General features: G+C 62.0%; 16 protein-coding genes and 1 pseudogene. 7 read left to right on the forward strand and 10 right to left on the reverse strand.

The window, feature by feature from the left end; translation table 11 throughout:
- The first annotated feature begins 37 nt into the window (after nt 1-37).
- Both N5P29_RS05810 and N5P29_RS05815 read left to right on the forward strand, forming a co-directional pair.
- The gene (locus N5P29_RS05810) at nt 38-775 is read left to right on the forward strand and encodes an ANTAR domain-containing response regulator (protein WP_262277692.1); all 738 of its coding nucleotides are present in this window, start codon (nt 38-40) and stop codon (nt 773-775) included.
- 74 nt (nt 776-849) lie between these two features.
- A complete protein-coding gene (locus N5P29_RS05815; protein WP_262277693.1) occupies nt 850-2,214 on the forward strand; it encodes an MFS transporter in 1,365 nt (454 codons plus the stop codon).
- 56 nt (nt 2,215-2,270) lie between these two features.
- Here N5P29_RS05815 and N5P29_RS05820 read toward each other — a convergent pair whose 3' ends face one another.
- Nucleotides 2,271-3,458: a TerC family protein gene (locus N5P29_RS05820; protein WP_262277694.1), complete on the reverse strand. Its 1,188-nt coding sequence runs from the start codon at nt 3,456-3,458 to the stop codon at nt 2,271-2,273.
- A gap of 204 nt (nt 3,459-3,662) precedes the next feature.
- Here N5P29_RS05820 and pnuC point away from each other — a divergent pair, with 204 nt between their 5' ends.
- From pnuC to N5P29_RS05845, 5 genes are all read left to right on the forward strand, one after another.
- Nucleotides 3,663-4,340, forward strand: a complete 678-nt coding sequence (pnuC, locus tag N5P29_RS05825; RefSeq protein ID WP_262277695.1) for a nicotinamide riboside transporter PnuC — start codon at nt 3,663-3,665, stop codon at nt 4,338-4,340.
- The gene (locus N5P29_RS05830) at nt 4,337-5,452 is read left to right on the forward strand and encodes an AAA family ATPase (RefSeq protein WP_262277696.1); all 1,116 of its coding nucleotides are present in this window, start codon (nt 4,337-4,339) and stop codon (nt 5,450-5,452) included. The genes pnuC and N5P29_RS05830 overlap by 4 nt, the downstream gene beginning before the upstream one ends.
- A 68-nt stretch (nt 5,453-5,520) precedes the next feature.
- Complete coding sequence (locus N5P29_RS05835; RefSeq protein ID WP_262278513.1) at nt 5,521-6,174, forward strand: NUDIX hydrolase; 654 nt, start codon at nt 5,521-5,523, stop codon at nt 6,172-6,174.
- Nucleotides 6,175-6,270: 96 nt separating this feature from the next.
- Nucleotides 6,271-6,714, forward strand: a complete 444-nt coding sequence (locus tag N5P29_RS05840) for a hypothetical protein (RefSeq protein WP_262277697.1) — start codon at nt 6,271-6,273, stop codon at nt 6,712-6,714.
- Nucleotides 6,711-7,016: a winged helix-turn-helix domain-containing protein gene (locus N5P29_RS05845; RefSeq protein WP_262277698.1), complete on the forward strand. Its 306-nt coding sequence runs from the start codon at nt 6,711-6,713 to the stop codon at nt 7,014-7,016. The genes N5P29_RS05840 and N5P29_RS05845 overlap by 4 nt, the downstream gene beginning before the upstream one ends.
- Nucleotides 7,017-7,105: 89 nt before the next feature.
- On the opposite strand, the gene N5P29_RS05850 is transcribed toward N5P29_RS05845, so the two are convergent.
- The 9 genes and pseudogenes from N5P29_RS05850 to N5P29_RS05890 form a co-directional block, all read right to left on the reverse strand.
- Nucleotides 7,106-7,345, reverse strand: coding sequence for a PLD nuclease N-terminal domain-containing protein (locus tag N5P29_RS05850; protein WP_262277699.1), 240 nt, complete (start codon nt 7,343-7,345; stop codon nt 7,106-7,108).
- Between the two features lie 107 nt (nt 7,346-7,452).
- Entirely contained in the window at nt 7,453-7,860 is a 408-nt protein-coding gene (locus tag N5P29_RS05855; protein ID WP_262277700.1) for an SRPBCC family protein, read from the reverse strand.
- Nucleotides 7,853-8,185 carry an ArsR/SmtB family transcription factor gene (locus tag N5P29_RS05860; RefSeq protein ID WP_262277701.1) on the reverse strand — a complete coding sequence of 111 codons (333 nt, stop codon included), beginning with the start codon at nt 8,183-8,185 and terminating at the stop codon, nt 7,853-7,855. Before N5P29_RS05860 ends, N5P29_RS05855 begins: the two co-directional genes overlap by 8 nt.
- Before the next feature lie 104 nt (nt 8,186-8,289).
- A complete protein-coding gene (locus tag N5P29_RS05865; RefSeq protein WP_262277702.1) occupies nt 8,290-9,309 on the reverse strand; it encodes an agmatine deiminase family protein in 1,020 nt (339 codons plus the stop codon).
- Nucleotides 9,306-10,295 carry a nitrilase-related carbon-nitrogen hydrolase gene (locus tag N5P29_RS05870; protein ID WP_262277703.1) on the reverse strand — a complete coding sequence of 330 codons (990 nt, stop codon included), beginning with the start codon at nt 10,293-10,295 and terminating at the stop codon, nt 9,306-9,308. The genes N5P29_RS05865 and N5P29_RS05870 overlap by 4 nt, the downstream gene beginning before the upstream one ends.
- A gap of 84 nt (nt 10,296-10,379) precedes the next feature.
- Nucleotides 10,380-10,985 carry a TetR/AcrR family transcriptional regulator gene (locus N5P29_RS05875; protein ID WP_262277704.1) on the reverse strand — a complete coding sequence of 202 codons (606 nt, stop codon included), beginning with the start codon at nt 10,983-10,985 and terminating at the stop codon, nt 10,380-10,382.
- On the reverse strand, nt 10,978-12,492 hold the full coding sequence (locus tag N5P29_RS05880) for a purine-cytosine permease family protein (RefSeq protein ID WP_262277705.1): 1,515 nt from the start codon (nt 12,490-12,492) through the stop codon (nt 10,978-10,980). Before N5P29_RS05880 ends, N5P29_RS05875 begins: the two co-directional genes overlap by 8 nt.
- 269 nt (nt 12,493-12,761) lie before the next feature.
- Nucleotides 12,762-12,992 (reverse strand): annotated as a pseudogene (locus N5P29_RS05885) (helix-turn-helix domain-containing protein); the annotation flags it as partial.
- 510 nt (nt 12,993-13,502) lie between these two features.
- A complete protein-coding gene (locus tag N5P29_RS05890) occupies nt 13,503-14,510 on the reverse strand; it encodes a DUF2599 domain-containing protein (protein WP_262277706.1) in 1,008 nt (335 codons plus the stop codon).
- Nucleotides 14,511-14,864 lie beyond the last annotated feature (354 nt).

The raw sequence follows: 14,864 nt of genomic DNA on the forward strand, positions 1-14,864 counted from the left end.
GTCTGCTGGGGACGCTTTTCAGTCAGTAGGAACGTGCATGGTCAACCCCCTCCCCGAGCAGGAAGCTCTCCAGAACGGATACTTTTTGGATCTGGTTCTGGGTAGCGAAGACGTTGAGGCATTTCTCAGCGACCTCGCAGCTTTCTCCGCCGAGAGTCTCTCCCACTCGGAGAGCCCCGTCTTCAGTGGCATTACCGTATTACGCCGCAAGAAGTCGGCAACCGCTGCCAGCAGCGACGAGCGTGCACGCGTCATGGATCAACTCCAGAGCACTTTTGACGGTCCCTGTCTTACGGCCATGGACAAACTCACGCCTGTGCTGGTTGAGGACCTTCTGAGCGAGCACCGCTGGCCCGAATATGTCCGGGCTGCCTCAGACCAGGGCCTGCGCTCGATCCTCAGTGTGCCGCTGATGGTCGAAGGCGACACCCGCGCTGCCCTGAACCTTTACTCAGAGAAGGTCAAGGCTTTCAGCGATACGGACGTGGAGCGCGCCGAGGTCTTTGCCCTGCACGCATCCAAGTCCCTCCGGCTCGCCCTGAAAATCGCCCAACTCAGCGACGCCCGGAACGACATGGCAGCGGCAATGCAGTCGCGTACGGTGATTGACCTGGCGGTCGGCGCGATCATGGCCCAGAACCATTGCAGCCAAGACGAGGCGTTCACCATCCTCCGGACTGCTTCCAGCAACCGGAACATCAAGCTGCGGCACTTGGCCAAGTCCATCATCGCCGCCGTTTCCTCGGGGAAGATCACCACGCACTTCGAGGAGTGAACCCCCAGCCCCCAAAGTCCGCCCTGTGGCCCCCGTTTGGTAACCCGAGGCAACCATGGAGCAGACTGGGTTGGGTGACCGCCAACAAACCCCGTCCCGGACTCGCGATTGCAGCACTGAGCCTTGGAACGGCGCTGAACCCGCTGAACTCGTCCATGATCGCTGTGGCATTGGTGGTCCTTCGGGAGCATTTTGCGCTCGACGTCGCCACGGTCACCTGGGTAATCACCTCGTTCTACCTGGCATCGGCGGCGGGCCAGCCGCTCATGGGCAGGCTCGCGGACCGTTTCGGGCCCCGCCGGTTGTTCATGTTCGGCATGGCCTTGGTCGCGGTTACCTGCGCGATCGCGCCCTTCCTGCCCAACTTCGCGCTCGTCTGTGTGGCCCGTGCCCTCATGGCGGTGGGGACCGCCACCGCCTACCCGTCCGCCGTCGTGATGGTCACCGAACTAAGCCGGCTGGCGAACTTGCCGTCCACCCGGCCGCTGGGCCGGATCCAGATGGCCAACACCTCGGCCGCTGCTGTGGGTCCCGTGGTGGGCGGCCTGTTGGTGAGCCTGGTGGGGTGGCAGGCGCTGTTCGCGATCAACGTGCCCATCGCGTTGCTCGCGTTGTTTGTTGTCCGGCAAACGGCACCTGCCGATTCGGGCCGGGAGACCGGTTCGCTGGGAACGCTGATACGGGATTCCGACATCCCCGGCATTCTTGCCTTCGTCACCTCGCTCATGCTCGCCATGATGGCCCTGCTCAACGTACTGCCGGGATACCGCTGGTATCTGCTGGGTGCCGCTACGGTGATTGGCGCGCTCTTTGCCTGGCGCGAGTTGAGGTTCCGGCCACCGTTCCTTGACCTTCGGCTGCTGGGACGCAACCGGCCGCTGCTGCTGGTCTACCTGCTCTTCATCGTCTTCAGCGGCGTGTATTACTTTGCGTTCTTCGGACTACCGCAGTTGCTGCAGGAAGCAGGCCATTACGACGCCGGTGTAGTAGGGCTGCTGATGCTGCCCCTTGCGGCGTTGTCGGTTGTAGTGACGCCGCTGACGGTGCGGTTTATTGAGCGGTTCGGCGTCCGTTCTGTGTTGATCACCGGGGTGTTGATCCTGACCCTTGCCTCCGGTGCGTTGGGATTCCTCACGGTGTCGCTCTGGGTGCCGGTGGTGTTTGTCCTCACCGCGTTGATGGGCGTTCCGTATGGCATGGTCAGCACGGCCTCCAACCAAGGTCTCTACGTTTCCGCCCGGCCAGAGGAGAGGGGAGTGGCTGCGGGAATCTTCCAGACGTGCCGCTACCTCGGGGCCATTACGGCGACTGTCCTGATCGGTGTGCTCTACGGCTCGGGCGTGAACCAGGCCAATTGGGGGCTGATGGTCCTTGTGATGCTGGGGCTGAGCGCGGTGGTGCTGGTGCTGGCTGTGATGTGGCGGAAGCCCGCTGCTTAGCGGGGACAACGAAACGGGACCCTGGCTGTGTGCCAAGGTCCCGTTCCATAGTGCGGTTAGCGGTTGAGGAAGGCCTCGTGCTGGCGGTGTGCCTCCGCCACTTGCTCGCGGATCTTGTCCACGTCCTTGGCCTTGTTCCGGTACTTCAGGGGCATCTGCACGATCTGTGCTTCCTCGGCAGTCAGGGCGCGGTAGATGCGTTTGCGTTCGTTGGCGTCGGCCGTGTAGTCCAGGTCCAGGTAGTCCACCGCATGGCGGCGGGCGTTGTTGATGGCCGTCTGTGCCTTGCCAGCCGGGCTCAGGAGGGAGAGCGCCACCGTGATGACGAGGGTTCCGATGATCACCGACAAGGAGAAGCCGGTGGTGATTTCGATGACGTTGACGTGCTCGCCGTCGTTGATGAACGGCAGGTTGTTTTCGTGAAGGGCGTGCAGGATCAGCTTGACGCCGATGAACGCGAGGATGGCTGCAAGCCCGTAGGAGAGGTAGATGAGGCGGTCCAGCAGGCCGTCGATCAGGAAGTAGAGCTGGCGCAGGCCCATCAGTGAGAATGCCGTGGCCGTGAAGACGATGAATACGTTCTGGGTGAGGCCGAAGATCGCGGGGATGGAGTCGAGTGCGAACAGAATGTCGGTGCCACCGATCGCCACCATCACCAGCAGCATGGGAGTCAGGGCACGCTTGCCGTTGACCATGGTGAAGAGCTTGTCGCCGTCGTACTTATCCGTGGTGTGGAAGAACTTCTTGGCCAGGCGGATGATGAAGTTGTTGGCTTGATCGTCGCCGTGGTCGCCGGGCTTAAGCAGGTTGCCGGCCGTGAGCAGCAGGATCAGGCCGAAGATGTAGAACACCCAGGCGAACGAGTTGATCAGCGCAGCGCCCAGGAAAATGAAGCCGGTGCGGGCGATCAGCGAGAACACGATGCCGAACAGGAGGACTTTCTGCTGATCCTCGCGCGGCACGCGGAAGCTCGCCATGATGATCAGGAACACGAAGAGGTTGTCGACCGAGAGTGCCTTCTCCGTGATGTATCCGGCGAAGTACTCGGAGCCCATCTGGGCTCCGCCGAAGACCAATACCAGGATGCCGAAGATGACGGCCAGCCCCACGTAGATGGAGGACCAGATGGCTGCTTCTTTGAGCGATGGGACGTGGGCTTTGCGGATGTGGAAGAAGTAGTCAAAGGCCAAAAGCGCCAGAATGACGACGATGGTGATGCCCCAGATGAGGGGTGAGACGGTCATATGATCCTGCTTTCGTGAGGCGCGCGAGTGGTGTTGCTCACCGAGGGTCAAACTCGTGGAATCAAATTTACCGGACGGGCTCACTTGCTGTCGGGTCGGCGGTCGGGGAGGAGTACGACGTCGGGTGGTTCAGAATGCTGGAAGGCGCGGCTTGCGTCCATTGAAATCTGGGGTAGCATCGTTATTATCAACTTGATAATAACGATGGGAAAGATCATGGATGCCCTGCTCGATTGGATGAACTCCGCAGCTGTTCCGAACCTCTTCGGTAGCCCTGTTAGCTGGATTGAAGTCATCGGGTTCGTCACGGGTGCTGCCTGCGTATACGGCGTTGCCCGACAGAAACTCTGGAGCTGGCCTGTTGGCATCGTTAACAACCTCGCCTTCATGATCCTGTTCCTGGGCGCCGGACTCTATGGCGACACGGTGCTACAGGTGATTTTCGGCGTCGTTGGCGCGTATGGCTGGTTCAACTGGATGCGGGGCAACCGCAACACTTCAGCGAAGGATGACCTTCCCATTCGTGACGCCAGCCGCCGGGAGACTGTGTGGGCAATTGGAGCCACGGCAGCTGCAACGGCGGTGGTAGGAATTGTTCTGGCAGTGGAAACCAATTCAACTGTCCCGTGGCCTGACGCCTTTATCTTGGCGGCGTCTCTCGTCGCGACGTGGGGCCAGGCCAAGAAGATCCTCCAGCAGTGGTACGTCTGGATCGTCGTGGATGTTGTTTCAATCCCGTTGTACTTCGTGAAGGGGCTAACACTCACCGCGATTCTTTACATCGGTTTCCTCGCGCTCTGCGTTTACGGCTTGGTTGACTGGAAGCGGGTCCGCCGACTCGAAGCCCAGGAGCAGGCATCTGAAGGGGTTGTGTTGGTATGAGCACCTATGGCACAGGACTTGTCATCGGAAAGTTCTATCCTCCGCACGCAGGCCACAGGCACCTGATCGAAGTCGCAGCTGCGGAGTCGGAGAGGTTGTTCGTCATTGTGCTGGGCAGCCGTTTCGAATCCTTGCCCATGGAGGACCGTGCCCGCTGGCTTTCCTTGGAGTTCGCCTCCTGCCCGAACGTTCAAGTTCTTTTCCAGGCTGACGATTGCCCGGTGGATTACCAGTCGGAGGAGATCTGGAAGGCGCACGTTGAACTGATGCGGCTGGCCTTGAAGGGCGTGGGCGTGGGACAGATTGACGCCGTCTTCACCTCCGAGATGTACGGCCACCAGCTCGCCGACGCACTCAAGGCGCAGCACGTCGTCGTCGACCCCGAAAGGCGCGTGTACCCGGTCAGCGGGACCATGTGCCGCGATGACCTCAACGTAGCGTGGCCGCACATTGTGGAACCCGCGCGGCAGGGTTTGGCTACGCGGATCATCGTTGTGGGTGCCGAATCGACCGGCACAACAACCCTGACCCGCTCGCTGATGGAGCACTATCGAAGCCAATTTCCTACGATCGGGGACGTGCCCGAGTATGGCCGCCTGCGGACGTATGACAAACTCGACGAGCTCCGCAGCCTTAACCCGGATTCAGGCGTTGAGGACTTGGTGTGGACCGCTGATGATTTCAGCCATATCGCCACGCGCCAGAATGAGCTGGAGAACGCGGCTGCATCCCAGTGCCCGCTGGTCATTGCGGATACGGATTCGCTGGCGACAGTGTTGTGGGAACGCCGTTACATGGGTGTCGGCAGTTTCGGCGCGGCCGAGGCAGCCGGGAACCTTCCCCGGCGGGACCTCTACCTGCTGACCGACCATGAGGGCGTTGACTTTGAGGATGACGGGTTCCGCGACGGTGAGCACATCCGGGCTGATATGACCGAGTGGTTCAAGGATGCCCTGGCATCTGCAGGGCACTCCTGGGTTCTTGTCACCGGCAGCCATGAATGCAGGATGGCTACAGCCACCGGGATCATCGACCTCATACTGGAGCAGCGGTCTGAGTTTACCTCCCCACCGTGGGCCACGCGGACAGTACTGACGGGAGCGGTGGTTTGAGCAGTGAACGGACATTCCTGACGTCTTACAGGCCGGGGGACTACCCGGCTACAGCTGTAACGGTGGACATGGTTGTGTTGGCTGTGGCGCAGGGCACGCTGCATGTTGCGCTCGTTCGGCGCGGTGAGCATCCCTTCAAGGACGCCCTTGCGCTACCTGGCGGCTTCCTTCATCCGGATGAGGATGCCCTCCACGCGGCCTGGCGGGAGTTGGTCGAAGAGACGGGCATGGTGCTGCCGTTGCCGGAAGCCTATGTTGAACAGCTCGCGAGCTACAGTGCGCCTGACAGGGATCCGCGAATGAGGATCGTCTCGATCGCACATCTGGTATTGCTTGCCACCGATGGGCAAACGCTTCCGTCGCTCGCCGCGGGGTCCGATGCCGCCGGCGCCGAATGGTGTCCGGTCCACGAGACGCTCAACGGTGATCTGGCGTTCGACCATGCCGCGATCCTTCGCGATGGTCTGGACCGCCTCAGCGGCAAGATGGAGTACACACTTATTGCCTCGCGACTTCTGCCGGAGTCTTTTACGATGACTCAACTCCGTACCGTTTACGACGCCGTATGGGACACCTCGCTGCCGGCAGGCAATTTCACGCGCAAGATGATGCCGCAACTTCATGACACCGGTCGCAAGGTTCGAGCCGCAACTGGAGGCGCGCCCGCGGGGCTGTTCACCGCAGCGGACAAGCATATCCACCCTCCGCTGGCACGCCCTTGACGTGAATCACGTTTCGGTTGACGGTTGGAAAGTACTTGACATTGTGGAAAGTACTTTCTTAGGCTCAATGCACAAGACCAACTTCTTGGGGGAACAATGACAGAAAACATCAGCGGCCCATCCGCCGCCGAAGCCCGCGAACTCCTGGCCCGGGCGGAGGCCATCAGCGCCACGTCCACCAATGCCGCCGCTTGGCCGGTCGCGGTGACCTTTACCAGCCTCGCGATCCTGGGTTCCTTGCTCATGATCGGCATGCACATCGTGCTGGTCACCGGCTATGGCGCCGCGTTGCTGGCTTGCTCCGTGGGCGCCTGGGCTGCCGTGACCGCCAGCATTTGGCCCATGTTCCAGCGCTCGACCAAGGCTGGGTTCAGCAAACGCTTCCTCACGTCCCTCTTGGCGTACTTTGCCCTGTACGTGGTGGCGCTCGTCGTGGGCGCGTCTGTCTTCCGCGACGGCAATCTCTGGTTCTACATACCTGCGGCGATTGCTTTGGCCGGCATCGGCCTGGCTGCCGCCTTCCGTGAGTTGCGCGCATGACGACCCCGGCGGAGCACCCGCGCCACAAGCTCAACGAACTCGTCCACTCACCCGTCCGGTTCTCCATTATGGCTGCCTTGGCGGGGGCGGAGTCGATGGACTTCAAGGACATCCGCGATGCCATCCAGGTGAGCGACTCCGTATTGAGCAAGCAGCTGGCCATCCTGGAGAAGGCCGGGTACGTGAAAATCAAGAAGAGCTTCGCGGGCAAGATGCCGCGGACCTCGGCCAGCCTCACTGCCTCCGGGCGTGAGGTGTGGGCGGCGCACTTGCAGACGCTGCGGGAGATCGCGGGCAGCTGACGGTTGGCTCGCCGGGAGGCGTACGACGGCGGGGCGCGGCTTGCGGGGGCCAGGCGCCCGGCGGGTAAGCGCCCGGCGGCTAAGTGCACCTAAAGGGTTTTTTTCGGGCGGACGTGGTCACTGCCGCCGGCGATCCGGGGTTTGGTGTAAAGCCATGCCAAGATGCCAATGAGCGGCAGGGCGAAGATCAGTAGCGCCCACACAGTTCGCGTTGCTTGGTCAAGGCGTTTGTCACCAAGAACGTCGAATAACCCCCAAATGATCGATCCCATGACAAAGAGTGCCGCGGCTCCCGCCAAGATCGCTGGTATCCATTGCAAAGCTTCCATGCCGTTCCCCCTTGAACATGCGGTTTCCCTGCAATGTAGCAGCCGGTCTAGGTGCCGAGCAGCGCCCGCACATATGAGCCAGTCGCAGGGAACCGCCGCCCCCGCAATCAGCCCACACTCACCAGCACCTGCTCGATGCGCCCCAGCAAGCCCGGCCAGCCGTTGCCCATGCCCTCGATGGCCTGCCGTCCCATGGGTGAGTCCAGGTTGAAGCCGGCGTGTTCGAAGTGAAGTGTTGTCCCGGCGTCGACCGTTTCCAGCGTCCAGGTGATGGTCGTATCCAAGGTGCCTTCGGCGAAGACGAACGTGATCGACTCGCCCGGTTCGACGGCGGTGACTTCGCACGGCTGCTGGCCCCAGGCGCCCATGTCCATGGTGAACCGGTGCCCCACGACGGGCGCGATGTCCCCAGGTGCCCACCAACGGGCCAGGAGCTCCGGCGTCGTGAGGGCGGCCCACACTGATTCTTTGGGGTGGGGGAAGGTGCGTTCGAGGCGGATGGCGTTTTCAGTCATGGGTGTTTTCCTGTTCAGTAGATTCGTCGTCCAGCAGATCGGCCAGGGCATCAAGCCGCTGATTCCAGTAACGCTCGTAACGCTGCAGCCAGCCGCTGACTTCGCGCAGTCCTTGCGGGTGGAGGTGGTAGATCCTGTGCCGGCCTTGCCGTTCCTCGCGGATCAGCCCCGCCTCTTTGAGGACGGTCAGGTGTTCCGACGCCGATGAGCGGCTGAGCTCCAGTCGACCCGTCAGTTCGCCCGCGGTCAGGGGACCGGCGAGGAGGGTGTCGAGGATGGTCCGCCGCGAAGGGTTCGCGAGGGCGCCGAAGACGTCGGAGGGCACGTGAAGATGATATGTCGGAAATTTCCGAAATGACAAGCGGTCCGCAAACGCCAGCAGCCCGCCGTCGTGCTTTTAATGCACGACGGCGGGCTGCCTCGACTAGATCAGATGGCCGGTTGATGCTGCGTGATGCAGTGGATCCCGCCGCCCCGGGCGAAGATCGCGCGGGAGTCCACTGTGACCACCTTGCGTCCCGGATAGGCCTGCTCGAGGATCCGCCGGGCTTCAGCGTCCGCGGGGTCATTGAAGCTGCAGGCGATCACGCCACCGTTGACCACAAGATGGTTGATGTAGCTGTAGTCCACCCAATCGAGCTCGTCGCGCAGCGTCTCTGGGGCGGGTACTTCCACGATGTCCCACGCACGTCCCTGCGCGTCCCGGGTCCGGGCGAGCATCGCGATGATGTCCGCCGTGACCTGGAAGTCCGGGTGGGCAGGGTTGCGCTGGGAGTGGACCAGCAGGACGCCGGGTGACGGGATGGCAGCGACGATATCCACGTGCCCGCGCGTTCCCAGATCCTGCGCGTCACGGGTCAATCCACGTGGCAACCAAATGACGTGCGTAGCGCCGATGGTTCGGGCCAGCTCGGCTTCGACGTCGGCCTTGCTCAGCTCAGGGTTCCGGAACTTGTCCAGCTGCACGGTCTCGGTGACCAACACCGTTCCCAGGCCGTCCACCTGGATCCCGCCGCCCTCGTTGACCAACGGGCTCTGAACCAACTCGGCCCCAGCCTGGCGCACTACCTTCTCACCGACGTGCGAGTCCTTGTCCCAGCTGGCCCAGTCCTGCTGGCCCCACCCGTTGAAGACCCAGTCCACACCGCCAAGCCTGCCGTCGTCGCCCATCACGAACGTGGGCCCGATGTCCCGCATCCACGCATCATCGAGGGGTGCTTCCACCAGATCGATCTTCGGCGAGAGGTAACTCCGCGCGATCTCCACATCCGGCGGGTCTACCACCATGGTGACGGGCTCGAATTCCAGCACGGCGTGAGCCACGGCGGCCCAAGCCGTACGGGCCTCGTGGGTTTCCTCCGCAGTATTTCCTATCGAAGAACGCTCTGGCGGGAACGCCATCCAGACCCGTTCCTGGCGGGCCGTCTCGCTCGGCATCATCCACTTCATGGCAGGCCCACGGTCTGGGCGGCGGACGTGGCGCCGTGCGGGTGTTCGAAGTCGACATCACGGGTGAGCTCCGCGTACGTGTCGGGACGACGCGTGGTCAGGAACGGGAACAGGTCCAGCCAGTCCTTCCGCTGGTCCAGGTCGAGGTCGGCCACCACAACGGCCTCCCGGTCCCGCGGCGCCTGGACCAGGACGCGGCCGTAGGGATCGGAGATGAACGAGGAGCCGTAGAAGGTGATGTCGCCCTCGTCGCCGGTCCGGTTGGGGACCACCATGAACGTGCCGTTCGTGATGCCGTGGCCGGTGATGACGTGCTGCCACAGCGGCTGGTGGTCGAACTCAGGGAAGGTAGGCTCCGAGCCGATCGCCGTGGGGTAGACCAGGATCTCAGCACCGCCCAGTGAATACAGCCGCGCGACCTCCGGGAACCATTCGTCCCAGCAGGTAGGGAGTCCGACGGCGGCATGGTCCAGTTCCGCTGGACGGTACACCGGGTAGGCATCTTCGGCAGGACCGGCCCGGAAATAGGTGTCCTCGTAGTAGCCCGCGCTGACAGGGATGTGGGTCTTGCGGGTCCTTGCCAACAGTTCGCCTTGGGGTGAGACGAGGATGGCCGTGTTGAAGCCGAGTCCGTCGCTTGCGTCTGCACGCTCGTAGAGGGATGCGTGGACGGTGACGCCATGGGTGCGGGCCGCGTTGGCGGCGAACTCGAAGGTGGGGCCGGTGAGCAGGTCTTCGGCATTGCGGCCGGGGTTCTTGTCGGCTCTGACGTTTGCCGGGTATTTCGAGAGGGTGAGTTCCGGCAGGAAGATTGCGGCAGCACCGGCGTCGGACGCTTGGCCGATCGCCTGGGTGAGCACCGAGGTGAGTTCGGCGGGGTCTTCCCGCCAGTGGTGCTGGACCAGGGCCACGCGGAGCGGCTTGCGGGTGGTTTCCTGGCCCCGGGCGAAGGATACGGGCGGTTCGGTGTTGACGATGATGTCCATGGTGGTGCGTCCTAACGGGACCCTAGGGGTCCTTGCATGATGGTTCGATTCCGGCGGAATCGCGTCGTTTGATGTGTGGGAAGTTCATTTGCCCAGCCCCTGTGTTGCGGTTTGCTGGGGACTCGCGGGGCGTGCTGCGGTGAGTGAGTCAATTGCGGTGGTCAGTAGCGACCGGGCGTGCTCGGTGGTGATGAATCCGTTGAGCCAGCGGCCGGAGATGCCCTCGACCAGGCTGGTGAGGATCTCCGCGGTCACTGCGGCTTCTTCCTCGCTGGTGCCTTCGTTGGCAGCGGCGAGAGCCTGTGCGATCTCCCGGTTCCACTCCGTAGTGGTCCGGGACAGCGGCTCGGCCAGTTCCTGTTCAAAGATCGTGCAGGCCCTGAGCTCGTTCCAGGCCACCGAGTTCCTGCGGACGTCGGCGTCGTCCTTGATTTCGTCGAGGAGGAGGTGCCGGACGTGGCGGGAAGGATCCACGGTGTTGGGGGAGGAGGGGTCGTCCTTGCTGACCTGCTTGTTGATGTGTTCCAGCGTTGCGGCAAGCAGGCCGGCGCGGTCAGTGAAGTGGTAGTACAGCAAGCCCGGTGAAACTCCGGCCTCTGCAGCGACATCGTTGACCCGCATTCCCCGCACGCCGCTCCGGGCGATGCACGTTGTGGCGGCGTTGAGGATCCTGACTAATTTTTCACTCATGGTTTGACAGTAATACGTGCTCACCTCCTGCCTGTGCGGACTCGGTGTTGCGGGCAGCTTCCGGCCAGATCCACTCGGCGATCAGATAGCCGGCGCCGCCTATCAGCGTGGACCCGATGAAGCTGAGGTCGATGCCTCCGGCGAGCTGCGAGAGCGGCCCGGTGTACAGGGACGTATCGGTCGCGAGCACGCCGAACACTGATCCGACGGCCCACGGAATGACGGCGCGCAGGTTCCAGCCGTTGCTGAACCAGTACCGCCCACGCGGGCCGTTGGCGCGGAAAAGCTGCAGATCTTTGGCGTGGTACTTGCCGCGACGGACCAGCAGGAAGCCCAGGACGTTGATGGCCACCCACGGCCCGGCGAATCCGTTGAGCACCAGCGTCATGGCGGTGATGGAGTCCACCGCGTTGAAGACGAACACCCCCAGGTAGAGCAGTCCGACGGCGATGACCGACGTGATGAGGGTGGTGTGGATGCGGCGGAGGCGGGGGAAGAGGGCTTCGAGGTCCAGGCCGCTGGCGTAGAGGTTGAGCACACCCTGGCCGAGGCCGCCGGCCAACGCGATGATGAGGATCGGCAGCAGGTACCAAGCCGGGGCTGACCTCACCAGGTCCGCGACGTAGGAACCGCCGAGCTCGGGGATGGCCGACGCTGTGAAAGCGCCGAACAGCGCTGTGACAAACAGGCCAAGGAAGACGCCGAGGCAGGTTGCGGCGACGACGGAACGGTCCGAGTGGTCCTTGCGGGAGATCCGCCGGCTGTAGTCGCCCAGCGTTGGGGCATAGGACAACGGCCCTCCCACGGAAATGACGGCGGACAGGATCCAGGTGGGCCAGAAGTCGCCCAGGAGGTAGTCCGCGTGCACGTTCGTGGGGCTGAACGTAGGAGCAAAAGCGACGACGCCGATGAGCAGCAGAATGCCGACGACGGGCGCCACGAATTTCTGCATGGCTACGACTGTGCCGTGGCCGAAGAGGGCTACGAGGACGATCTCCAGGGAGATCACTGCGTAGCCGATTGCCAGGGTGGTGCCGTCGATGGGTATTCCCAACAGTCGTTCGGCGGCGGCGACCAGGGCGTCACCGGACGTCCAGACCGCGATGGCGGCATAGGCGAGGGCAAACAGCAGCGTGAGTCCGGAACCTATTAAGCGTCCGCGTGTACCGAAGTGCGCGGCGCTCGAAACGGTGTTGTTGGTGCCGGTCCGTGGTCCCAGCAGGGCCATGGGGGCGATGAGAACCGTGCCCACGACGAGCCCGGTGAGGCTGGCCGTCGCTGCTCCGACAAAGTCCAGACCGAAGGTGATGGGAAGCCAGCCGAAAACGATGACGGAAAAAGCGAAGTTGCCGCCGAAGAACACCGTGAAGAGATTTCGGGGGCGGGAGGTGCGTTGGTCGTCGGGAATGTACTCGATGCCGGCCGACTCGATGCGGCCAAAGCGGTCCTTGTGCGCGGATGCTGCACCGGCGGAATCCGCGTCTTTGCGAATGCGCGTGCTGATCATTGCAAGCCTTTCGTGAGCTGCATCACTCGATGCGATGGTGACTACTGTAATCCTGACTGAATTTTCAGTCAAGACGGTTAGGCGTGGTGGGAGGCTAAGGTCGGAAGCTATGGGGGAGTTGTTGAGCGGAGTTGTCGATGCCGGTTTTGACGAGTCGTTGGCGGCGGGACCGGAGGGGCCGGTTCGGCTCCGCTGGTATCGGGCGGCCTTTGATTCGGGGGCGCTCGGGCTTGGTCCAACGGTGGTGTGGGCGCATGGTGGGGCCTTCTTTGCCGGCGGCCTTGATCAGAACTGCCGTGCGGGCAGCTCAGTGGTCGGCTGGGACGATCGAGCATGCCGGCCTCCCCGGACTCGACGAAACGTCCCGCCCAGCGGGCCGCAGTCGGCACGGAGACATTGAATCGTTCGGCGGCGCGGCGCAACGGCAAGCGGGCATCCACCACGCACCGGGCCAGTTTCAGCCGACCGGCAGAGGCAAGGATCGCGTTAGGGTGGGACACGAGGACCTCCTGGACATTGTGTTTTGCTCTCGACAAGCACCACACAACACCTGGAGGTCCTCTTGATTGCGTTACTCCCAGCCCCGTGTCACCAACCTGCCGGGACACTACAGCTAGCCGTCCGGGCGTATTGCGGTTCGCCCGGACAGCTCCGCCCGAATAGCCCGCCAGGTGACGTGACGCTCGCTTACCGGAGGGCTGCCAAGTTCCTGGACCCACGCCCGGATGCATTGCTGGGGTTCTAGCCCTTCGCTTTCCTAAGGAGCCGGTATCCGTAAAGCGCGATCAGCGGGCCGACGATAGCACCGAACCAGATCAGCGGAACTGGAGTTCTACTGGGGTCGATTTTCTGTTCGTCAACTATTGTTCCCGCGACGTGCATGGCAATTATCCAGCTAATAAATAGTGCGCAGCCAAGCGCAATTATTGCTACCGGAACAATCGGTCTCTTGCGGTGTGATGGAGCATTCAATGTCATCTCACGTCCCCTAGTGTAACTGTACGGATCATCTAATTACACAAGTTCGCGATGTACGCGTAATAGGAGTCCCGCCACAGCCATGAGTCAAGATTCCAAGTCGCCTTGAACGGTGCGAACTGAGCGTGGCAGGCAAGTTGCCACCACATCTGAGTGTTGCACGCACTGCCGTACTTGCTGCAAAACTCGGAAAGAAGAGCTTGGTGCATAAGCGGGCTGTTTCCGTTAGCACGCGCCCACCACGTGGGTGTCACAACGAAAGTGCGACCGGACCAGTAGGCCGAGGAAATGAGGTCTATGCCCAAGTAGGGGTCAGCTGTAACGGGGTAGGCGATATTGGCCGAGGAGTGATCAACAACCTGTACCAGAGTCGTACCAGTAACCTCGTAGTGTGTGCTCACATCCGCGCCATGGGCGTCCTTGGCCCATGCTGGCGCGAAGGCTCCGATGCGGGATCCATCAGGGGCGAGAACTGAAACGCTCCCGTCGCTCTCGCTGGCGAGTGATGAACCTGGGGGTAGCCCAATGCGGTAGGTGTAAGCGGACGGCGCTTCGGAGTTATTGATGACTGTCATGATCTGAACCGAACCATCGTTCTTCACCACAGGCACAGTTGTAGACCCATTGTCATTGTCGTAAGCAACGACTCCGCTCAGAACTTCCTTCGCACTGGCCGCTTCACCGGCGAAGGGCAATGAAACTTTGATGCTGGTCCCAGTGGCAGACTCAACCGATACCGGTTCGACCGGATCAGTCGGAATGACGACGCGGATGTCGTTGACTGTCGCATCAATTGCATGGGCACCGACGTCATTCGTCGGAACACTTGCGACATCAGAGAGGACCTCAGTTGAGGCTGAGGATGAACCTGCCGTCAAAGTCTGGAGCGCGGACAGTGGATTGCTTGGAAGCTCCGTTGTGGCCGATGAATGGGATGGTGGTTCAAGCGCGTCCTTAGCAAGGGCAACATTAGTTGGACCCAGAATAGATATAGATACCGTCGCGGCAGCCAGCAAGGAAGATAATGACCTAGACTTCATTTGATCCCCAATATCGTTTCAGAGTGCTTCCACTCGTGGCTTTTCAGCCGATCCTGCGGGCCCCAATTGAGGCCCGCCGAAGCCACCAGCACCTGTTGAGGCGACAGCGCCCACGAGCTGGCGTACCAACCCGCCGAGGTCTTGTTGCGGCGGATTCATTTGCATATCCATGAGTCCCCACACCAATTGGCTTCATAAGACCGAAGCCAAGCACGTCAAATGGGTAACTAGGTGGTTAGAAAATTCGTCTAGGTGTTGGTTGTCCCGCAAACACAAGGCCCCTGGAAACGGACTAGGTACCGAAAGTCAAAAAGTAGGTGGTCCATCAGGGGCTTGTAGGTGGCGTTGCCACAA

The sequence above is a fragment of the Paenarthrobacter sp. JL.01a genome (assembly GCF_025452095.1).
Lineage (GTDB): Bacteria > Actinomycetota > Actinomycetes > Actinomycetales > Micrococcaceae > Arthrobacter.